Source organism: Lutibacter sp. (assembly GCF_016342705.1).
GTDB lineage: Bacteria > Bacteroidota > Bacteroidia > Flavobacteriales > Flavobacteriaceae > Lutibacter.
The window spans coordinates 230,113-252,924 of record NZ_JAEINV010000002.1 but is presented as its reverse complement, the minus strand read 5'-3'; the positions used below and the strand labels follow the sequence as shown (position 1 = coordinate 252,924).

General features: G+C 29.9%; 19 protein-coding genes and 1 pseudogene. 9 read left to right on the top strand and 11 right to left on the bottom strand.

The window, feature by feature from the left end:
* Positions 1–141: 141 nt before the first annotated feature.
* A complete protein-coding gene (locus tag JEY78_RS03095; RefSeq protein ID WP_291846680.1) occupies positions 142–1,032 on the top strand; it encodes a metallophosphoesterase in 891 nt (296 codons plus the stop codon).
* Between the two features lie 146 nt (positions 1,033–1,178).
* Here JEY78_RS03095 and JEY78_RS03090 read toward each other — a convergent pair whose 3' ends face one another.
* A complete protein-coding gene (locus JEY78_RS03090; protein ID WP_291846679.1) occupies positions 1,179–1,919 on the bottom strand; it encodes a TerB family tellurite resistance protein in 741 nt (246 codons plus the stop codon).
* Positions 1,920–2,074: 155 nt separating this feature from the next.
* Here JEY78_RS03090 and JEY78_RS03085 point away from each other — a divergent pair, with 155 nt between their 5' ends.
* The 3 genes from JEY78_RS03085 (at position 2,075) to JEY78_RS03075 (ending at position 4,793) form a co-directional block, all read left to right on the top strand.
* Positions 2,075–2,488, top strand: coding sequence for a BrxA/BrxB family bacilliredoxin (locus tag JEY78_RS03085; protein ID WP_291846678.1), 414 nt, complete (start codon positions 2,075–2,077; stop codon positions 2,486–2,488).
* Positions 2,489–2,575: 87 nt separating this feature from the next.
* A complete protein-coding gene (locus JEY78_RS03080) occupies positions 2,576–3,229 on the top strand; it encodes an HD domain-containing protein (RefSeq protein WP_291846677.1) in 654 nt (217 codons plus the stop codon).
* Positions 3,230–3,362: 133 nt separating this feature from the next.
* The gene (locus tag JEY78_RS03075) at positions 3,363–4,793 is read left to right on the top strand and encodes a peptidoglycan endopeptidase (RefSeq protein ID WP_291846676.1); all 1,431 of its coding nucleotides are present in this window, start codon (positions 3,363–3,365) and stop codon (positions 4,791–4,793) included.
* Between the two features lie 44 nt (positions 4,794–4,837).
* Here the strand turns inward: JEY78_RS03075 and JEY78_RS03070 are convergent, their stop codons facing one another.
* From JEY78_RS03070 to JEY78_RS03045, 6 genes are all read right to left on the bottom strand, one after another.
* A complete protein-coding gene (locus JEY78_RS03070; protein ID WP_291846675.1) occupies positions 4,838–5,413 on the bottom strand; it encodes a YceI family protein in 576 nt (191 codons plus the stop codon).
* Between the two features lie 112 nt (positions 5,414–5,525).
* Positions 5,526–6,110 (bottom strand): Crp/Fnr family transcriptional regulator, encoded by a 585-nt coding sequence (locus JEY78_RS03065; protein WP_291846674.1) that lies wholly within the window; start codon positions 6,108–6,110, stop codon positions 5,526–5,528.
* A gap of 21 nt (positions 6,111–6,131) precedes the next feature.
* Positions 6,132–6,908 (bottom strand): enoyl-CoA hydratase-related protein, encoded by a 777-nt coding sequence (locus JEY78_RS03060; protein ID WP_291846672.1) that lies wholly within the window; start codon positions 6,906–6,908, stop codon positions 6,132–6,134.
* 2 nt (positions 6,909–6,910) lie between these two features.
* The gene (locus JEY78_RS03055; protein WP_291846671.1) at positions 6,911–8,374 is read right to left on the bottom strand and encodes an ATP-binding protein; all 1,464 of its coding nucleotides are present in this window, start codon (positions 8,372–8,374) and stop codon (positions 6,911–6,913) included.
* A gap of 66 nt (positions 8,375–8,440) precedes the next feature.
* Positions 8,441–8,698 (bottom strand): SemiSWEET family sugar transporter, encoded by a 258-nt coding sequence (locus tag JEY78_RS03050; protein WP_291846670.1) that lies wholly within the window; start codon positions 8,696–8,698, stop codon positions 8,441–8,443.
* 161 nt (positions 8,699–8,859) lie between these two features.
* On the bottom strand, positions 8,860–12,066 hold the full coding sequence (locus tag JEY78_RS03045) for a class I tRNA ligase family protein (RefSeq protein ID WP_291846669.1): 3,207 nt from the start codon (positions 12,064–12,066) through the stop codon (positions 8,860–8,862).
* A 169-nt stretch (positions 12,067–12,235) separates the two neighbouring features.
* On the opposite strand from JEY78_RS03045, the gene JEY78_RS03040 reads away from it, so the two are divergent.
* Positions 12,236–13,144: a DMT family transporter gene (locus tag JEY78_RS03040; protein WP_291846668.1), complete on the top strand. Its 909-nt coding sequence runs from the start codon at positions 12,236–12,238 to the stop codon at positions 13,142–13,144.
* Here JEY78_RS03040 and JEY78_RS03035 read toward each other — a convergent pair.
* Positions 13,136–14,065, bottom strand: coding sequence for a ketopantoate reductase family protein (locus tag JEY78_RS03035; protein ID WP_291846667.1), 930 nt, complete (start codon positions 14,063–14,065; stop codon positions 13,136–13,138). The genes JEY78_RS03040 and JEY78_RS03035 overlap by 9 nt on opposite strands.
* A 110-nt stretch (positions 14,066–14,175) precedes the next feature.
* On the opposite strand from JEY78_RS03035, the gene JEY78_RS03030 reads away from it, so the two are divergent.
* From JEY78_RS03030 to feoB (JEY78_RS15765), 3 genes and pseudogenes are all read left to right on the top strand, one after another.
* The gene (locus tag JEY78_RS03030) at positions 14,176–14,835 is read left to right on the top strand and encodes a metal-dependent transcriptional regulator (RefSeq protein WP_291846666.1); all 660 of its coding nucleotides are present in this window, start codon (positions 14,176–14,178) and stop codon (positions 14,833–14,835) included.
* Between the two features lie 4 nt (positions 14,836–14,839).
* Positions 14,840–15,877, top strand: coding sequence for a metal-dependent transcriptional regulator (locus tag JEY78_RS03025; protein ID WP_291846665.1), 1,038 nt, complete (start codon positions 14,840–14,842; stop codon positions 15,875–15,877).
* Positions 15,861–18,076: pseudogene (gene feoB, locus JEY78_RS15765) on the top strand (ferrous iron transport protein B). Before JEY78_RS03025 ends, feoB (JEY78_RS15765) begins: the two are co-directional and overlap by 17 nt.
* 117 nt (positions 18,077–18,193) lie before the next feature.
* Here the strand turns inward: feoB (JEY78_RS15765) and feoB (JEY78_RS03005) are convergent.
* From feoB (JEY78_RS03005) to JEY78_RS02995, 3 genes are all read right to left on the bottom strand, one after another.
* Entirely contained in the window at positions 18,194–20,305 is a 2,112-nt protein-coding gene (gene feoB / locus JEY78_RS03005; protein WP_291846661.1) for a ferrous iron transport protein B, read from the bottom strand.
* 3 nt (positions 20,306–20,308) lie between these two features.
* Entirely contained in the window at positions 20,309–20,536 is a 228-nt protein-coding gene (locus JEY78_RS03000; RefSeq protein WP_291846660.1) for a FeoA family protein, read from the bottom strand.
* A 79-nt stretch (positions 20,537–20,615) separates the two neighbouring features.
* A complete protein-coding gene (locus JEY78_RS02995) occupies positions 20,616–21,284 on the bottom strand; it encodes an SCO family protein (protein WP_291846659.1) in 669 nt (222 codons plus the stop codon).
* A gap of 160 nt (positions 21,285–21,444) precedes the next feature.
* Here JEY78_RS02995 and rseP point away from each other — a divergent pair, with 160 nt between their 5' ends.
* A complete protein-coding gene (rseP, locus tag JEY78_RS02990; RefSeq protein WP_291846658.1) occupies positions 21,445–22,767 on the top strand; it encodes an RIP metalloprotease RseP in 1,323 nt (440 codons plus the stop codon).
* Positions 22,768–22,812: the final 45 nt, after the last annotated feature.

Here is a 22,812-nt window from a genome sequence, read left to right as displayed (position 1 = left end):
TACTTTTAATTCAATTAGTTTGCGAAATTACGTATTTTCTGCAAAATATCATTTCATAATTTGTAAAAAATTACACGCATAAAACATTGACTTTATTAGAATTATAGTAAGTTTATATTTCAATAAATTTTTATACTAAATATGATTCAAAATATTATCTCTAATTCCTATAAAAAAGCTAAAAGAATTCCATTGAATTGCGATTCTAAATTCATTTTTTTTAGTGATTGCCATAGAGGAGATAATAGCTATGCCGATGATTTTGCAAACAACAGTAATATTTATTGTCATGCTTTACGAAACTACTTAGAGAACGACTACACTTATATTGAACTTGGTGATGGAATTGAATTATGGGAAAATTTATTTTTTAATGATGTTTTTGAAGCTCACAAAAATAATTTTTTATTATTGCGAGAATTTCATTTAAAAAACAAGTTGCATATGCTTTGGGGAAATCATGATATGGTTTTAAAAAGCCCTAAAAAAGCAGCACAACTTTTGGACAGTTATTTTGATAAAATTACGGGTAAAGATCAAGATTTATTAGCCGGCTTAACTTTAGAAGAAGGGATTGTTTTAGAGGTTGAAGGCAGTGAAAAAGATATATTATTAATACACGGACATCAGGCAGATTTTCATAATTACGTTTTATGGAAATGGAGCCGGTTTTTAGTCAGAATTTTATGGAAACCCCTACAGGTTGTTGGAATAAAAGACCCCACAAGCCCTGCTAAAAATTTTACTGAACTTATAAAAGTGGAACGCCGACTTAAAAAATGGATTTTAGCCAACAATAATCAAATGGTAATTGCCGGCCATACGCATCGGCCACGTTTTCCAGAACCAAACGAATTGCCTTATTTTAACGATGGAAGTTGCGTGCATCCGCGCTCCATCACTGGAATTGAAATTGTTGATATGCAAATTTCATTAATAAAATGGCACATTATTTCACAACAAAATGGCACACTTCAAATTGTGAAAACTATTTTAGAAGGACCAACAGATATTACGGCTTATTTAAAATAAAAAAAGCGCCTCGAGAGAGACGCCTAAATTAATCTTTGGGCAAATATTCACTTGGGGTTCATATATCCCTGAACTAATTTTTACTAACCTATTTGTTTGACACACTTAGCTTAAATAAGTCACATGTTTTTTAAATAAAAAAACTTCTAATTATTTCTTTCCTTTTGAATTTGTTCATAAGCTTTTTGAACTTGCTTAAATTTTTCTTCGGCACCTTTTACGTGTTCTTCGCCTAAATGTTGCAATTTATCTGGATGGTATTTTTTCACCATTTTTCTATAAGCAGTTTTCACTTCATCATTTGTAGCACTTTTTTCAATTTCTAAAATTTTATAAGCACTTAAAGAATCTTCATAAAACATGGCTTTAATAGATTCAAAATCATTTAAACTAATGTATAAATAACTTGCAATAGTTTTAATGGCATTTACTTCCACTTCAACAACATTACCATCTGATTTTGCAATTTCAAATAAGAAATGAACCAGTTGCAAGCGCGAAGCATGTGTTAAATTTTGACGAATTTGCACGCAAATTTGTTGCGTTGAAATAGTATTATTTTGCATAAAACCTTTAAATAATTTAAAGGCATTATTGGCTCTTTCTTCTCCGTACATATTTTTAAAATGAGTACGTACGTAATTTAATTCGCGCTCATCAACCTTTCCATCAGCTTTAATTACCACAGCAGAGAGTAATAATAAACTTATTTCAAAATCTCCTGATTGCACGTTACCGCCAGATGCGCTATATTTTTTAGCATTTTCAATATCTTCTTTTGAAAAACCACCAATAATACTTCCTACTACAAACCCCAAAATACTTCCAATTGGTCCACCAAGAGTAAATCCAACTCCGGCGCCAATCCACTTAATAAAATTTCCCATAATTTATTTTAATCCTGCAAAGATAATTGAAATATTAGTACCCTTAAAGCCCATAAATGTAACAGTTGTTAAAATATTTATAAACTTTTAGCATATAAACTGTTATATTTGCAACCAATTTACGTCTAACAAAATCTAACAAAAATCAAAATATTATGTATCCACCAGAATTAGTTAAACCAATGCAATTAGAATTAGAAAATGCAGGTTTTACATCATTACATACAGCACAAGAAGTTGAGAAATCAATAGCAAAAGAAGGAACTACATTAGTGGTAGTAAATTCAGTTTGTGGTTGCGCAGCAGGAACTTGTCGTCCAGGAGCCGTTGCTTCTTTACAATTTGACAAAGTACCTACTAATTTAGTAACTGTTTTTGCTGGCGTTGACAGCGAAGCTACAGCTAAAGCTAGAGAATTTATGATTCCTTTTCCTCCATCTTCACCAGCAATTGCATTGTTTAAAGATGGTGCTTTAGTTCATATGTTAGAACGTCATCATATTGAAGGAAGACCAGCAGAAGTAATTGCTTCTAATTTAGCAGCTGCTTACGAAGAGTACTGTAATTAAATTTTTTTAAAATACTTAATGTAATAATTGAGTAAAATATAATTCTAAAATCCGTTTTATTTAAAGCGGATTTTTTATTTTTAAAAAATGAATAAACAACAAATAATTTTAAATACAGAGGCTTTTGTAAAAGACACCTTAAAAAATGCTGAAGGAGGTCACGATTGGTTTCATATTTTACGCGTTTGGAGCAATGCTAAGTTAATAGCAAAAAATGAAAATGTTGATGAATTTATTGTTGAATTAGGTGCTTTATTGCACGATATTGCCGATTCTAAATTTTATAATGGTGATGAAACTATTGGCCCAAAAATGGCACGTAGTTTTTTAGAAAATGAAAAGGTTGATAATGCTGTAATTGCTCATGTTGAAAATATTATTTCAAATATTTCATACAAAGGAGGGAATTTTCATCAAACATTTCAATCGCCAGAATTAGATGTTGTGCAAGATGCAGATAGGTTAGATGCTATTGGAGCTGTTGGAATTGCACGTTGTTTTAATTACGGTGGTTTTAAAAACAGACCATTATACAATCCTGAAATTTCACCAAAATTAAATCAAACCAAAGAAGAGTATAAAAATTCAGAGGCACCAACCATCAATCATTTTTACGAAAAATTACTATTGCTTAAAGATAAAATGAATACCAAAACTGGTAAAAAGATTGCTGAAAATCGTCATAATTACATGGAAACTTTTCTTCAACAGTTTTATAATGAATGGGAAGGAAAGTTATAACATATTTTATTAGACGTTGAACTAATTAAATAAATGTTAAAAGTTTTGTCAATAGTTTTTCAACTTCATGGTTTTTATATCTTGGCTCGCTTTTAAAAACCAATATTTTAGAGCGTTATAAAATTATTAAAAAATGAATATTTTAAAACTTTTTTCGCTTTTCATATTGCTTTTAACAGGTAGTGCCTATTCTCAGGCAACCTTAAAACATAAAGTTACAAAAGGAGAAAGTATTTATACCATTTCAAAAAAATACAATGTAAAAGAAACTGAGATTTATGAGTTGAACCCAGAAACTCAGGGTAAATATTTACAATTGAATGCAACGCTTTTAATTCCAACTAAAAATTTAGAAGATGTTACTCCAAAAACACATACAATAGTAGCTGGAGAAACATTAAATTTAATTGCTCAAAAATACAATTTGAAACTTTCTAAATTAATGGAATTAAATCCAAATGTTGATTCTAGAAGGTTAAAGATTGGGACAGTTTTACACATAGCTTCTTCAGAAAAAAAAGAAGAAACGACTACTATTGTAGCTGAGCACAAAGTTGTATCTGGTGAAACCTTGGGTGGAATTGCTCAAAAATATAATTTAAGTTTAAATGCTTTGTTAAAATTAAATCCAGAAGTTGATGCAAATAAAATAAAAGTTGGAACTGTTTTAAAATTAGCAGATGTACATGAAAACACTGAAAATAAAACGGATGCTTTTCAAAATCAACAAACTGAAATAATTACTAATTCGGAACAATTTCAGCTTAAAACCCATAAAATTAAAAAAGGCGAAACTTTAAAGTTAATTGCTAAAAAATATAAATTAAGTATTCAACAATTACAAGCGCTAAATCCAAAATTGGAACCTAGAAAATTAAAAGTTGGAGCTGTAGTTGCATTAAATAAAATGGACTCAATTGCTGGAAATAAATTTAAAAAAGACTCTAGCTATACAGTTTTTGTTGATGAAACAAAAGATTTAGTACACAAAGTACTAGAAAACGAAACAAAATATAGTATTGCAAAAAAATATGGTATTACTGTTGAAAAAATTGATGAGTTAAATCCAGAGGTTATTAATAATTTGCCAGAAGATTATTTATTATTAATTAAGAAAGGTACTAGTAGCTTAAGTTTATCGCCTGATGTTATTAATAAAATAAAATTAGATGAAACAACTTCTGTAAAAATTGAAATTTTAATTGATGAAGCTTCAAAAAAAATAGGAACGCCTTATAGAAGTGGAGGAACAAGTACTAGAGGTTTTGATTGTTCAGGATTAATGTATACTACTTTTAAGGAAATTAATATGAATTTACCGAGATCATCTCGAGGAATGGCAAAATATGGGACGAAAATTAATAAATCCGAAGCTAAAAAGGGTGATCTAATATTTTTTGCCACCAACAGAAAAGGAACAATTAGCCATGTTGGAATGATTACTGAAGTGTTGGATGATGAGATAAAATTTATTCATTCATCTACTAGTTTAGGTGTAGTAGTATCTTCTATAAAAGAGGCATATTACGCCAAGAGATTTGTGCAAATAAATAGAGTTTTATAAAAAAAAATGCTCAAGAAAACTTGAGCATTTTAAATTGTTATAATTTAGAATTCTAAATCAGCTACTAAATCAAATTCATCATAAATAGCTTTATCTTTTAAGTTATCAAAAAAGCTAGTTGAACCGTATCTAACATCATATTTTGTTCTATCAATTTTTAACGAAGCATTGGCTTTATTTCCGTATACAGAAAGATCAAAAGTGACAGCGTTTTTAATTCCTTTTATAGTTAAATCACCTGTTACTTTGTAAGAATTTTTCCCAGAAACTTCTACTTTTGTCACAATCATAGTTGCAGTAGGATTTTTTTCAACACTAAAAAAATCATCCGATTTTAAATGACCTTCTAGTTTTCCTTTGTATTCGCCAGTTAAATCAGTTGTTATAATTGTAGTCATATCCATTACAAATTCTCCTCCAGTTAATTTGTTATCAACAAAGTTTAAAAAACCAGATTTTAAGTTAATTGTACCTTCATGAGAGCCTGTAACTTTGTATCCTTTCCAAATTACTTTACTATTAGCAATTTTAATTTCTTTTTGTTGTGCATTTACTGTTGTAAATGAAAATGTAAAAATAGCTACAATTGCTATTAACCATAAATTTTTAAATGTTTTCATGTGCTTATGTTTTTATAAAATTAAATTAATATTATTTGAAGCAAAAATGCAATTGTTTTATTGAAATAAAAAGAAGGTAGATTATTAAAAATAGTTAATATAGATTAACTTTTTAGTCTTCTATTGCCAATTGACTCTTTATTTTGCTGAAGAATTCTTTTGTGATACCAAGGTAAGAAGCAATCATATATTGGGGAACACGTTGTTCAATTGATGGGTATTGCTCTTTAAAATATAGATATTGTTCTTTAGCATTCAAACTAAAACTTCTTATAATTCTTTTTTGAGATGATGCATATGCTTTTTCAACAATTTTTCTAAAAAAGCGTTCTAATTTTGGAATTTTTAAAAGTAACTCTTCACTATCATCATACGTAATTTCAATAAGTTCTGTGTTTTCAATACATTGTACATTAAAATCAGCGCTAGTTTGAGTTGTAAAACTTCCCATGTCAGATGTCCACCAATCTTCAATTGCAAATAAAATAATATGCTCTTGCCCATTAGCATCCATATAAAATGTTTTTGTGCAACCAGAAATTATAAAGCATTGTTTTTTACAAATATCTCCCTGTTGAACAATGTATTGCCCTTTTAAATATTTTCTGAATGTTATTTTTGAAATTAAAAATAAGGCTTCCTCTTCAGTTAAACTGACGTATTTGTTAATATAATTAAGAAGAGGTTGTGCATTCATGTAACTTTATATAAAATAATTTTATTCAAAATTAGGTTTGCGTTTTTCTAAAAAGGCAGTTGTTCCTTCGGTAAAATCATCCGTACCAAAACTCACTCCAAATTGCTCAATTTCAATGCTGTATCCATTTACTCCATTTGTGTAATTTGCATTTATAGCTTTTATGGCAGCCGAAATTGCTACTGATGAATTTCGTGTTATTTTTTCAGCCAATTTTTCGCATAATGGTAATAACTCTGTTTGATCAACTACATAATTTACCAAACCATATTCTTTCGCTTCTTCTGCTCCAATCATACCAGCAGTCATTATCATTTCCATCGCTTTTCCTTTTCCAACCAATTGCGGTAAACGCTGTGTCCCTCCATACCCTGGAATAACACCCAAACTTACTTCTGGCAATCCCATTTTTGCATTGTTACTGGCAACTCTAAAATGTGCAGCCATTGCAAGTTCTAAACCACCGCCCAACGCAAAACCATTTACGGCTGCAATCACAGGAGTTTCTAAATTTTGAACAAAATTAAACAGTATTTCTTGTCCTTTTCTAGCTAACTCTGTTCCTTCTTCAATACTGAAATTTGCAAATTCAGAAATATCAGCTCCAGCAACAAATGCTTTTTCACCACTTCCAGTAATAATAATTATCTTAATTTCTTTGTTGTTATTTAAATTTTTAAACGCAACATGAAGCTCTTCAATGGTTTTTTTGTTTAAAGCATTTAATTTTGAAGGTCTGTTGATGGTAATTATTCCAATATTGTTTTTTTGGTCTACTAATAAATTTTCGAAATTCATACTTATTTATTTTTTGGAATTATTATTTTAAATACTGTTCCTGTATTTTCTTGCGATGTAAATGAAATGGTTCCGTTATAGGCTTCAACAATGTTTTTTACCATTGCTAAACCTAAGCCTGTTCCACTAGACTTTGTGGTAAATTGTGGTTCAAAAACTTTTGTTTTATCTTCTTCTGTAATTCCTTTTCCATTGTCTGCAATAATAATATTTAAATTATTTTCTTCTTCCGAAACTGTTACTTCAATTTTTTCATTTTCAACTTCTTCTAAAGCTTGAGTTGCATTTTTCACCAAGTTAGTTACAATTCTAATCAATTGGTTTTTATCTAAATTAGCAATTATTACTGGTTGTTTTGGAAAAAAAGATATGTAATCTTCCGTAAATATATCTAATGCATGTTTCACAACTTCAACAACATCAATTTCTTCTCTGTTTTGCGAAGGCATTTTAGCAAAATTTGAAAATGCAGAAGCAATAGAGCTCATAGTGTCAATTTGTTGAATTAAAGCTTTACTATATTCGTTTAATTTTTCATTTATTTTTGGATCTGTTGGATCAAATTTTCGTTGAAAACTTTGAACCGTTAGACGCATGGGTGTTAATGGATTTTTAATTTCATGAGCCACTTGTTTTGCCATTTCTCGCCAAGCTTGTTCACGTTCACCTTTCGCTAATTTTAATGCACTTTTCTCCAATTCATTTACCATATTATTATAGGCATTTACCAAAGTAGAAATTTCAGCACTAGCATCTTTTAATATAATTTTTTCATTGGTTTTATTAAGGCTGGTTTGCTTCATTTTATCCGTTACAGCCTTTATATTTCTGGTAATATAGCTCGAAATAAAATAGGCCAAACCAATAGCCAATAAAAACATAAAACAATATACATACGCCATTCTCACCAAAAATTCTTCCAAATCTCTTTCCTGATCGGTATTGTCTTGAAAGTATTGTAAATTTAAAATACCTATTGGTTTAAATTTATTATCGGTTATAAAAGTGTACGATGATTGTAAATTGCTATCGTTTATAATTTTGTCATTTACATATCTATGGTCGTAACTATTGCTAACAACATATAATATTTCTTGAGGAAGTTTAGTTGGCGCATCACTTTTTACAAACCCAGAATGTGAGCTTTTTACCATATTTCCGTCTAAATCATAAATATTAATTTCTAATTTTTCAATATCAGAAATTTCATAAATTTTATCTTTAAAAATAAATGGTAAATTTTTTGTTTCTAGTGGAAAAGTATTTCCATTTCCACTATTTAACCAATAATTAATAGATGCTTTTACAGATTCTTCTTTACGTTCTAAACGGCCTTGGTTGTATTCATTAGTTTGTTCTTTGTACTGATAAATAGTTACAGCTGCAATTAATATTGAAGCCAATAATATTAACAATATCATTGCCAAAAAAATACGAATTCGTAAAGAAAAATGTTTGATTTTCATATTCTAATTTGAAGTAAATATAAGTAATAAATTACAGTCTATTTAACAACAAACGTACCAACTAAGTTATTTGTATTTTAGTTTTAAAATTATAAGTACCAAAGCTAAAATTCCTGTAATAATATTTGAAAGTATCATGGCTAAACTATTTAAATGAAAACCGTACACTAGCCATAACATAATGCCAACAAAAAATATGAGGTACATTGGTAAGGACAAACTTTCTGTAGATTTACTTTTTACAGCTTTATATACCTGTGGAACAAAGGCTGAAGTTGTTAATAAAGCAGCAATTAAGCCAATAATTTCAAATTTGTCTATCATTTTTTATGAAGAAATAAAAGAAATCGTCTAAAAGTAGACTTTTCGTCAACCTGAACTTGATTCAGGTTCTTAGGCTATTTTTTAACAGCTTTATGAGATTCTGAAATAAATTCAGAATGACGTATTTTAGTATTTTTTAGATGATTTCTTTCAATTAAAATTTACCCAACTATATTTATAATTTTACCCGGAACTATAATTACTTTTTTAGGTGTTCTTCCTTGTAATTGTTCTTGAGTTCTTTCGTGCGCCATTACTATATTTTCAATTTCTTTTACAGTTAAATCCAATCCCAATTCAATAGTAAAACGCATTTTTCCGTTGAACGAAACAGGATAAACTTTACTGCTTTCCACCAAATATTCTGGTTTAAATTCTGGAAAATCAACTATTGAAATGGATGTTGTATGTCCTAAATTTTTCCATAATTCCTCAGCAATATGAGGTGCGTATGGTTCCATAATAATTGCCAACGGTTCTAAAATTTTACGCTTGTTACATTTTAATGCCGTTAATTCGTTTACCGCAATCATAAATGTTGAAACCGATGTATTGAATGAAAAATTAGCAATATCTTCTTCAACTTTTTTAATAGTTTTATGAAGTGTTTTATATTCTTCATTTGTTGGCTCTTCTTCTGAAACAGCAAAAACATCGTTTACAATATATAATTTCCACAATTTTTTTAGAAAACTGTAAACACCAGAAATACCAGAAGTTTTCCATGGTTTTGATTGCTCTAACGGTCCTAAAAACATTTCGAACAAACGCAAGCTGTCCGCTCCGTATTCTTCACAAATTTGATCAGGATTTACAACATTGTATTTAGATTTCGACATTTTCTCAACCTCGCGACCAACAATATATTTTCCGTCTTCTAATGCAAATTCCGCATCTTTAAACTCCTCTCTCCAGTTTTTAAATGCTTCAACATCTAATTCATCTGAACCATTTACAAAGGCAACATCTGAGTGAATAGGTTGTACTTTAAAATCATTCATTAATCCTTTTGAAACGAATTTATTTTCACCTTCAACTCTATAAACAAAAGCCGAAGTTCCTGTAATCATTCCTTGGTTTATTAGCTTTTTAGCATATTCATCGGTTGGAACAAAACCTCTATCAAACATAAATTTCTGCCAAAAACGAGAGTATAATAAATGTCCAGTTGCGTGTTCACTACCGCCAATGTATAAATCTACGTCCTGCCAATAATTAATTGCTTCTTTTGAAAACATTTCCTCAGTATTTTCAGGATCCATATACCTATTAAAATATTGTGAACTACCTGCCCAACCTGGCATTGTATTTAATTCCAACTGGAAAATTGAAACATTATCTATTAAATTAGTTGAAACAACTTCATTTTTTGAAGAGTCCCAAGCCCACGTATTTGCATTTCCTAATGGTGGTTTTCCATCTTCGGTAGGTAAATATTTTTCAACTTCTGGCAATACAATTGGCAAATGTGCTTTGTCAATCATTTGCGGCAAGCCATTTTTGTAATATACAGGGAAAGGTTCTCCCCAATAACGCTGACGACTAAAAACAGCATCGCGCAATCTGTAATTTATTTTTCCGTAACCAAATCCGCGTTTTTCAATTTCTTCAATAACGGTTTTCATTGCTTTTTTGTAAGGCAATCCATTTAAAAAATCAGAATTTGCAATTACTGAATTTTCTTTATCTGTAAACGCTTCTTCTGAAATATCAACACCTTCAAAAATATTTATGATTTCAATTCCAAAATGATTTGCAAAAGCATAATCACGTTCATCACCACAAGGAACCGCCATAACAGCACCGGTTCCGTAACCTGCTAACACATAATCACCAATCCAAATTTGCACTTTTTCACCTGTAAAAGGATGTAATGCATACGCACCAGTAAATACGCCAGAAATGGTTTTTACATCGGCCATTCGCTCTAATTCACTACGCTTTGCAGTAGCTTTTATGTATGCTTCAACAGCTGCTTTTTGCGCAGGGGTTGTAATTTTAGAAACCAATTCATGTTCTGGAGCTAAGGTCATAAAACTTACACCAAAAATAGTATCTGGTCTTGTTGTGAAAACTTCAATTTGGTAGCCTAAGTCTTCAACGGTAACATTTTCGCTATTTTCAACTTTTTTAGGTGTTGCAAATTGTATTGCAGTATCTATTTTAGAAACTACGGAGTCTACATTTTCTAGTACTTCTTCTAAAGTAGTATAAACTACATTAAAACCTTCTTTTTCAAAAAATTGACCTCTTGCATTTTCATCTTTTTTACCAGCAAATTCAACAATGGTATTTTTAGAAAAACATACAAAATCTACTTCAAAATTTCCAACAGTATAATTGGCTCTAAATTTAGAAGTTCCTTTTTTCTTTCTCAATTTTCCCCATAACAAAGCTGTAGCTTCGGATGGATTTAAGCGTTTTACTTTAAGCTCTTCAATTTCTTTAAAGGATAATTTTATAGCTCTGTTTTCAGAAATTGCATTTGGCATTACTTTAAAAGTAACCATAGCGCCTTCAGATCTTCCAATCCAATAAGTTTGAGAGTCTTTTAATGGTTGTGGCCAATCTATTTTAGCCATTCCATCTAATAAACGTTGTGCATACGCAGTAATTCTCATACTCCATTGCATCATTTTTTTACGAACAACAGTATGTCCGCCACGTTCTGAAACGCCGTTTACAATTTCATCATTTGCTAAAACGGTTCCTAAAGCAGGACACCAATTCACTTCAGTTTCCGATAAAAATGTTAATCGGTATTTTAATAAAATTGTTTGTTTTTCTTCTTCTGAATATTTTTTCCAATCTGCCGCAGTAAAAATGGCAATAGCATCATCACTTGCAGCTTTTACATTTGCATTTCCTTTTGATTCAAAAATTGAAATTAAGGTAGAAATATCTTCTGCTTTATCACTTGTTTTATTGTACCACGAATTAAATAATTGAATAAAAATCCACTGCGTCCATTTATAATAATTAGGATCAGAAGTTCTTACTTCACGCGACCAATCGAATGAAAATCCAATTTTATCTAATTGCGTTCTATAGGTTGCAATATTAGCTTCCGTAGTAATTGCAGGATGTTGACCTGTTTGAATAGCATATTGCTCTGCAGGTAATCCAAAAGAGTCGTAACCTTGTGGATGCAATACGTTAAATCCTTTATGGCGTTTGTAACGTGCGTAAATATCTGACGCAATATAACCTAGCGGATGCCCAACATGTAAACCTGCTCCTGATGGATATGGAAACATATCCAACACATAAAACTTTGGTTTTTTTGAATTATTTGTTGCCTTAAATGTTTGGTTGTCTGCCCAATATTTTTGCCAGTTAGCTTCTATCTCTCTAAAATTGTATTCCATTTTTTGCTATTCCTTTTTGAAAAGCGCAAAGTTACGTTTTATATGGAAAACAGTAAAGTGTTTATTTTTAATTCATCGCATTGTTTTTTAAATTGAATTATTACATCACATATTATTAGTTTAATTCTGTAAATATTGTACTTTTCAAGCGTAAAAAAAACGATACAAATTGATTAAAAGCACACAGAAAGCACATTTAGCACTTTTAGGAGCGAACATTATATATGGCGCAAATTTTTTAATTGCAAAAGGATTGATGCCGGATAAAATTGGAGCTTCAGCGTTAGTATTATTAAGGGTTGTAGCGGCAGGAATGTTATTTTGGGTGATTAAACAATTTGTAAAAGAAAAGGTTGAAAAAAAAGATTTTATACTGCTGGCTTTTTGTGGATTGTTTGGGATTTCAACAAATATGTTACTTTTTTTTCATGGTTTAAGTTTAACTTCACCTATTGATGCTTCCATAATTATGACTGCTACGCCGGTAATAGTTTTAATTTTAAGTGCATTTATTTTAAAAGAAAAAATAACTACAAATAAATATATAGGGATTTTAATTGGTGGCATTGGTGCAATAGTATTAATCGTTTATGGTAAAAGTGCCGGAGGAACAAGTTCTTTTTTAGGCAATTTATTTGTGTTTTTAAATGCTTGTTCTTACGGTTTATATTTAGTATTGGTAAAACCATTAATGAAAAAATACAAAGCAATTACTGTAATTAGTTGGGTGTTTTTATTTGGACTTATTTTTGTTTTTCCCTTTGGAATTAGCGATTTGATGAATACCGACCTTAGCGGATTTACAACAAATACCTATTTGGCAATTACTTTTGTTATTATTGGAACTACTTTTTTTACGTATTTATTTAATATTTATGCACTTAGTCATGTTCCGCCTTCTGTAAATGGGAGTTATATTTACCTGCAACCTGTGTTAAGTTTTATTTTAGTAAGTTTATATGCAACTGTTTTTGGTAACAATGAATATGCTCAAGATATTAATCTAATTAAAATTGCCAGTTGTATATTAGTTGTTTTTGGTGTTTATATGATTAGTAAAAAACCAAAATTAGTGTAATAATCTCACCTTTTTTTCTTGAGGTAATAAGCAAAAATATATAAAATCATTAATTGGTGTTGGAATCCCTAATTCTTTTCCAAACTTTACAATTGTTCCATTTTGTGACTCTAATTCGGAAGGTTTTCCATCCATAATATCTCGTTGTAAAGATGAAGTTGTTTTTGGAGGTTGATTATCAATTATTTTAAATTGATTTTCAATAGTTTCTTTAGAAATGGCAATTCCTTTTGCGTTTGCTATTGCCAAAATTTCTTCAGCAGTTTTATACATTATTTTTTTTATTTCTGGTGAAGCTGCCATTTCATCAACATATGTTCGCGTTAATGCACCAATAGCACTCACAGTAGAAATATATAAATATTTTGTCCAAATTTCTTTTTGAATAGTATCGGTTAGAATTGTATAAATACCAGCATTTTTAAAAACTTGTTCAATTTCAATGGCTCTTTTAGATTTTTCATGAGTTAGTTCTCCAAAAATTATTGTTGGCTCATATGAAATATGATTTATAATCCCGTAATCTTCAACTTTACTAATTACTTTGCATAAACCTCCAATAATATGTTTTGAATTAATTTTTGAACATAATATATCCTGATTTTCAACGCCATTTAACAATGAAATAACTATAGTTTTATCATTTAAAACGGGTTTAATTATTTCAGCAACTTCTTTTAATTGCCACGTTTTTACACAGATTAATATTAAATCTATATTCTTAATTTCAGAAATTGTGTCCGTAGCATTTGCAGGATAAATTAAACAATCTCCTTTCGCACTTTTTAGTTGCAAACCACGTTGTTGTATGGTTTCTAAATGTTTTCCGCGCGCTATAAATGTTACATTATTTCCTGCTTCTGCAAGTCTTGCGCCAAAATAGCCGCCAACGCCACCAGTTCCATAAATTACTATATTCATTGCGTATAAATTTATTCAAAAATACAACTTTAAGAAATTCAAATCAAATTAATAATTTTAAATTTAGACAAGTCTAAAAATATATTTATATTTGCCTAAATATTGTTTTTATGTTTTCCCATTCAGAAGAAAATTATTTAAAGGTTATTCATAATTTAGAGCTTACAAACTCAAAAAATGTAAGCACTACTTTAATTGCAAATGAACTACAAACAAAAGCTTCATCTGTAACTGATATGTTGAAAAAGTTAGCTGATAAAAAATTGGTTAATTATGAAAAATATAAAGGCGTTACCCTTACCAAACAAGGTGAAATTATTGCTTTAAACGTTGTTAGAAAACATAGGTTATGGGAAGTTTTTTTGGTGGATAAATTAAATTTTAATTGGGATGAAGTTCATGAAGTTGCCGAACAATTAGAACATATTAAATCCGATCAACTAATAGATAGATTAGATGCTTTTTTAAATTATCCAACAAAAGATCCACATGGAGATCCAATTCCAACAAAAAACGGAAAAATGCCTTTGGATAATTCAATTTTATTGAGTGATGCCCATGCAGATATTGTATATGAAGTATCTTGTGTAAAAGACAATTCAAAATCACTTTTACAGTTTTTAGATAAGCATGCCATAACTATTAATTCTGAAATTACTATTGTAGATAAATTTGATTTTGATGATTCTATGACTGTAAAATTAAGTAATGGCATTTTATTAACATTATCAAACAAAGTGAGTGCAAACGTTTTTGTGAATTTAAAATAAAGCTATGGAAAGTCCTTTAACATATTTACTGTATTTTTTACTGATAATTACCGGTTTAATAGTTGTTTTTTATCCGAATGGAGGTATTTATTGGCGATTAAAAAACAGTTTTAAAAACGATTCAAAAACATTAATTGAAGATATTTTAAAGAAATTATATCACGCAGAAGATGGTGGAAATTCATTAAGTACAAACGATATTATTTCTTCAACCAATATTCGGCCAAAAATAATTATTGAAATCATTGCGCAAATGAAGGCAAATGAATTAATTAATTTTAATAATGGAAATATTAAGCTGACGGAGAATGGAATGGATTATGCGCTAAAAATTATAAGAGTGCATAGGTTATGGGAAAAATACCTTTCAGAAAAAACAGGCTTCGATAAAAAAGATTGGCATGATATTGCTGAAAAAATGGAACATAAATTAGATTCTCAGCAAACTAAAGAGCTAGCAAATGATTTAGGAAATCCAAGATTTGACCCACACGGAGACCCAATTCCTACTGAATTTGGGGAAATTGAATCTATTCAAGGAGAACCATTACCCGTTTTTAAAGAAGGGACCATTGGTAGAATTGTTCATATTGAAGACGAACCAGATATTATTTACAAACAAATTTTAGCTGAAGATTTACATATTGGTTCGCACGTTCATATTGTTGAAAATAATGAAAAACGAATTGTATTTCATTCGGAAGGAGAAGAGTATATATTAGCACCAATTGTTGCAAATAATATTACTATTTTACAATTATTAAAAGAAGAAATTTCAGAAGAAAACACCTTTAGACTTTCCAATTTAAAAGAAAATGAACAAGCTAAAATTATTGGAATATCAAACGAATGCAGAGGTGAAATACGAAGAAGATTGTTAGATTTAGGGTTTGTTCTAAACACTAAAATTGAATTGGATTTAATCAGCCCAATGAACAATCCAAGATCATATTTAGTAAGAGATACCGCAATTGCCATAAGAAATGAACAAGCCAAATATATTTTAATAGAAAAAATTAAAAATGATGCAAACAGTAACTAAAAGCGCTTGTGAAAGTTGTGAACATAGTAATGCTTCTGGGCTAAAAAAACTCGGAATTAATATTGATAATTCGGACTTTGTTGTTGCCTTAGCAGGAAATCCAAACACCGGAAAAAGTACGGTTTTTAATGCTTTAACAGGATTAAGGCAACATACAGGAAATTGGCCTGGAAAAACTGTAACAAGAGCAGAAGGTGGCTATAGTTTTGGAGATAAAAAATATAAATTGGTTGATTTACCCGGAACTTACTCATTACTATCAACATCTCAAGATGAGGAGGTTGCACGGAATTTTATACTTTTTGGGAAACCAGATGTTACTGTTATTGTTGTTGATGCGAGCAGATTGGAACGAAACCTAAATTTGGTGTTACAGATTTTAGAAATAACAGATAAGGCGGTTTTGTGTTTAAACTTGATGGACGAAGCAAAACGAATGGAAATTGAAATTGATGACAGAACGTTGGCTCGGGATTTAGGAATTCCAGTAATTCCAACAAGTGCACGTTCAAAAGAAGGAATTCAACAATTAATTAGTACAATTCATCAAGTGGCAACGGGCGAAATTATTTGTAAACCACATCGTATAAAAAATGTACCAAAGCAAATTAACAATGCTATTGAAAAATTGTGCACAGAAATAGAAAAGGAATATCCAAACATTCCAAATAGTAGATGGATTGCCTTGCGATTATTAGATGGTGATGAACGTATTATTGAAGCTGTAAAAACAGGTGAATTTATAACTGAATAATACAATTTTCTAAAAAAAGGAAATACATAGAAATGAAAAACAATAAAATACTAAATATTAGTAATGATCTTAGATGGCAAATAGGAGATGGCTTTCATGATAAATTAACGGAAGGTATTTATTCTGATGCTGCTCAAATTGCTCAAAATTCTGTATTTAAAAAAGGACAAACAAAACGTTTTCGTTTTGATAGATCTTTGGATAAAATTGTAACAAGTAAAATTTGGGGATTCCCAATTATGATTCTGATTTTGTCTGTGGTTTTATGGTTAACTATTATCGGAGCAAATTATCCTTCTGGTTTATTGTCAGAATTATTACTAGACACTATTCAGCCTTGGTTAAAAGAAACTTCACTTTCTATTGGATTTCCAATTTGGTTAGCTGGCTTTTTGTTTGACGGTGTGTATTTAGCGTTGGCTTGGGTAATAGCTGTAATGCTTCCGCCAATGGCAATATTTTTTCCGCTATTTACTTTGTTAGAAGATTTTGGTTATTTACCAAGAGCTGCTTTTAATTTAGATAATTTATTTAAAAAAGCGGGCGCGCATGGGAAACAAGCTTTAACAATGAGTATGGGTTTTGGCTGCAATGCTGCAGGTGTTGTGGCAACTAGAATTATTGATAGTCCAAGAGAACGACTTATAGCAATAATCACCAATAATTTTTCTTTATGTAATGGACGTTGGCCAACTCAAATTTTAATTGCATCCATTTTTATTGGAGCATTGGCGCCGCAAAGTCTATCAGGAGCATTATCAACTTTATCAGTAATAAGTATTGCGCTTTTAGGGGTGTTTTTTACGTTTGTTGTTTCTTATTTTTTATCAAAAACGGTACTTAAAGGAGAGGTTTCTTCCTTCACATTGGAGCTGCCGCCTTATAGACCACCTATTTTTTGGAAAACAATATACACTTCATTAATAGATAGAACACTTATTGTTTTATGGAGAGCTTGTGTTTTTGCGGCACCTGCAGGAGCAGTTATATGGTTAATTTCAAATGTAACTTTTGGAGATACAACTATTGCACATTGGTTGATAGAAAATTTAAATGGTTTCGGTTTTATATTAGGTCTTAATGGTGTAATTTTAGTTGCCTATATAGTAGCAATTCCTGCGAATGAAATTGTAATTCCGACTATATTAATGCTTACAGTTATGAGTGTTTCTATTTCTGGTGTTGGAGAAGGAAATGGTGTTATGTTTGAATTGGATTCTGTTTCGGCAACTGGTGAAATTTTAAAAGCTGGAGGGTGGACGCTTTTAACAGCGGTTAATTTAATGGTATTCAGCTTGTTACATAATCCATGTAGCACAACAATTTATACAATTTATAAAGAAACTAAAAGTATAAAATGGACAGTAATAGCAAGTGTTTTACCACTAATTATGGGTTTTGTAGTATGTTTTGTGGTTGCTCAAGTATGGCGAATTCTACTATAATTTAATGGCAATCGCAACCATCTGAACAATTGCTGTTTTTTTTGGAACTAAAAAAGTATTTTTTAATCAAAAATCCAAGGGCAAATCCTAATGCTATATATGCTAATATTTCTTGCATTATTTTAATATATTATATGCTATAAATGCAGCTATATATGCTAGAGCTCCCATACCGCTTAATTGTAAAATGGGCCATTTCCAACTTTTTGTTTCTCTTTTTACAATTGCTAATGTTCCTATACATTGCATTGCAAAAGCATAAAAAAGAAGTAAGGACATTCCTGTAGCAAAATTAAAGCGTTTTAAACCTGTTTTTGTATTTATTTCAGCGCCCATTCGTTCTTTTATTGTGCCAACATCTTCGCCTTCACTTTCAACACTATAAATTGTTGCTAATGCTCCAACAAAAACTTCACGGGCAGCAAATGAACTTATTAAAGCAATTCCTATTTTCCAATCATAACCCAAAGGTTCAATTACGGGTTCAATAAATTTTCCCATTGTACCAATATAGGAGTTTTCTAATTTATAAGAGGCTATCTTTTTTTGAAGTGCTTCAGTATCTAAATTTGAATTTTCTTCAAGAGTTGGAACATATTTTTCTGCATTTTTATATGCGGAAGTTCCGTTAGAAGCTAAAAACCATAATACAATGGATAATGCTAAAATAATTTTTCCAGCTCCTAAAATAAATGCTTTGGTTTTTTCAACAACTTCGTAAAAAACATTTTTAATTGAAGGAACTTTATAATTAGGCATTTCAATTATAAAAAAACTTTTGCTTTTAACTTTTAATATATTATTTAATAAAATAGCTGAACATATAGCAGCGGTAAATCCTAATAAATATAAAGCCATTAATGTTAATCCTTGCAAATTAAAGATGCCAAATACACGTTTACTTGGAATAATTAAAGCAATTAAAATAGCATAAACAGGAAGCCTTGCAGAACATGTTGTAAATGGAACTACTAATATTGTAATTAAGCGTTCTTTCCAATTACTTATATTTCTAGATGCCATAATTGCAGGGATTGCACAAGCTGTTCCTGAAATTAATGGAATAATACTTTTTCCGCTCATTCCAAATTTTCGCATTATTTTGTCCATTAAAAAAACAACTCTACTCATATATCCTGTTTCTTCTAACAGTGATATGAATAGGAATAAAATGGCAATTTGTGGAATGAAAATTAAAACACCACCAATACCTGGGATAATTCCTTCGGCAATTAAATTGGTAAAAACACCTTCTGGTAAATTGGTTTTTGCAAGTTCACTTAAATTAGCAAAAACGCTATCAATTAAGTCCATTGGGAAGCTTGCCCATTCAAAAATGGATTGAAATATTAACAGTAAAACAACTGCAAATATAACATACCCCCAAATTTTGTGCGTTAACACACTATCTAATTTAGAACGTAAATCGGTTGCTTTAGACTTATCTATTTTATAGGTGGTTTTTAGAATTTCATTAATTCTTTGATATCTAAAAATAGTTTCTTTGTGTTGATATTTTTTTATTTTTTCAATATCAGTTTTAAAAGCATTTATTTTATTGTTTTGTTCTTCAGTTAAAAAAAGACAATATTCCTGCTGTGTAATTAATAACCAAGATTTATACAATGAATTTTCTAAAAAAGTAGTTTCAAGTTCTTTAAAATATTTAGCATCAATTTTGGTAGAAATATTTGCTAATGTTTCAGTGTTCCAATTTTTATAATTTGCCAGTTCATTTTTTAAAATATCTATTCCTTTATTTTTTCGAGAACTTATTAAAACAATTTCTGTTTTTAATGCTGTTTTAAGTGCTGCAATATCAATATCAATTCCTTTTCTTTCCATTTGATCAGACATATTTATGGCTAAAATGGTTGGAATTTGTAAATCCTTAATTTGAGAGAATAGTAATAAGTTACGTTTTAAATTTTCTACTTCTGCTACAACAATTACGGCATCGGGATACGATTCGTTATTTGTATTTAAAAGTGTTTCAAGAACAATGGTTTCATCTAATGTTTGTGGATTAATACTGTAAGTTCCGGGTAAATCAACAATTTCTGCAGTTAATTCATCAGAAATTTTACATTTTCCATGTTTCTTATCTACAGTAATACCTGGGTAATTCCCCACTTTTTGTTTTAAACCGGTAAGCTGATTGAATAGTGAAGTTTTTCCAGTATTAGGGTTTCCCACTAATGCAACATTTAAAACGGCATTATTTTTCATGCATTACAACTTTGTAATATTAATTAAATCAGCCATTTCTTTTCTAATTGCTAAATGGCTTCCATTAACCTTAATATAAAGTGGATCTTTAAGTGGTGCAATTTGAATTAAACTTACTTCTTTTCCAGGTAGGCAACCCATTTCTAACAAACATAATGGGATAACATCTAAAGAAAAATCTTCAATAATTCCACTTTCTCCTATACGTAAGCTTGCAATTGTATCGCCCATTATTAAGAATAATTATAAATAATGAGCAAATATAGTAAATTAGAATGATTCTAAACTATGATAAATATCATTAATAATTTTATTCAGTTTGCAGTAGTTTTATATCCGCAATAAGCCTTTCTATATCTTCATTATTGGTTCCGTCATAAAATCCTCTAATCTGTTTTTTCTTATCAACCAATATAAAATTTTCTGTGTGGATAAAATCTTGTAATCCGCCATCGCCTTCCTCTAAAACTGCAAAATAACTTTTTCGGGCTAATTCGTAAATATGCTTTTTGCTACCTGTAGTAATATTCCATTTTGAATCAATTACTCCTTTTTTAATAGCATATTCTTTTAATACTGAAACACTATCAATATCTGGCGTTACAGAATGAGATAAAAACTTAACATCATCATCATTTTTAAAAACTTCTTGCAATTTTCCAATATTATTAGTCATTACTGGGCAGATAGTTAAGCATCTGGTAAAGAAAAAATCCGCCACATATATTTTATCTTTATAATCGTCCTGAGTAATAGTATCACCATTTTGATTGATTAAACTGAAATCTGCCACTTTATGATTTCGTCTAATATGAACCACGCTTTCATCAACTAATTTCGGGTTTACATCGGAAGGATTAAAAACAGGTAATTTTTTTTCAGGAGTAAGTAACGTGTATATTGCGTAAATCATTCCAACAGAAAAAACTGCCATTATAGCAAGTGTTGGAATAGATTTTTTGAAGAAATTTATATCCATTTTATTTGAAAATTAAATAACAAATTTAGTATAATTAGCAATTATAGTTACAATTTAGTTTTAAAACTTTGTTAAAACCTTCATTAACTTAATTCATGGCTTTTAAAAACTGTATTTAAAACCGTACATTTGTGCGATTTTAGTTATTTGAAACACATTTATGGAAATATTAATAAAGGCAACGCAGTTTATTTTAAGTTTATCGTTTTTAATTGTATTACACGAATTAGGACACTTTATACCTGCAAAATTATTTAAAACAAGAGTTGAAAAATTCTATTTATTCTTTGATTATAAATTTTCTTTATTGAAGAAAAAAATAGGAGAAACAGAATACGGAATTGGTTGGATTCCTTTAGGTGGTTACGTGAAAATATCAGGAATGATTGATGAAAGTATGGATACCGAACAATTAAAACTACCTGCTCAACCTTGGGAATTTAGATCTAAGCCAGCTTGGCAACGTTTAATTATAATGTTAGGTGGTGTTATTGTAAATTTTATTTTAGGTATTGTTATTTATATAATAATAACTTTTACTTGGGGTGTTGAATTTGTAAAACCATTAGATGTTAAAAATGGTTTTGCGGTTAATGAACTATTTAAAGAATACGGATTTAAAGATGGTGATAAAATCACTAAATTTAATGATAAAGAGCCTTTAGATGTAACGGATATTAATAAGCATTTATTTTTAAGAGGAATTACTTCGTTAGAGGTATTGCATGAGGATGGAACTACTGAAACAATTAGTATTCCTGAAGATATTGGAAGTATTATGTGGGCAAATGGAGTTATGGAGCCTTTTTCTGTAAGAACTGAAGCCGTTGTAGATACTGTAATTGTAGATTCACCTGCCGCTAAAGCGGGATTACTAAAAAATGATAAAATTGTTTCAGTAAATGGAGCTCCTGTTACATATTGGCAAGAATTTACAGACCTAGTTTTAAATTCAAAAGAAGATATAAATGTTGCTTTTGAAAGAGACGGATTGGCGAAAAACATCACAATTTCACCGAGAGAAGATAATACAATAGGAGTTTCAAATTCTAAATTAAGAGGTGTTACCATTCAGCATAAAGATTATTCATTTTTTGAAAGTATTTCGGTAGGAAATTCTTTAGCTGTTTGGACTTTAAAAGATTATATCACACAATTTAAATATGTGTTCACTAAAAAAGGCGCTACAAGTATTGGTGGTTTTATAGCTATCGGAAATATTTTTCCTGCAACTTGGAGTTGGGAAGCTTTTTGGTCAATTACTGCATTTTTATCAATAATGCTTGGTTTTATGAACCTTTTACCTATTCCAGCTTTAGATGGAGGACACGTTGTGTTTACTTTATTTGAAATGATTTCAGGAAGAAAACCTAATGATAAATTTTTAGAATACGCTCAAATAACTGGGTTTGTATTATTAATTGGATTGTTGCTTTTAGCAAACGGTAATGATGTTGTTAAATTACTTTCCAAGTTTTTCTAGAATAATAAAAAAACCTAAATTTTATGAATTTAGGTTTTTTTAAAT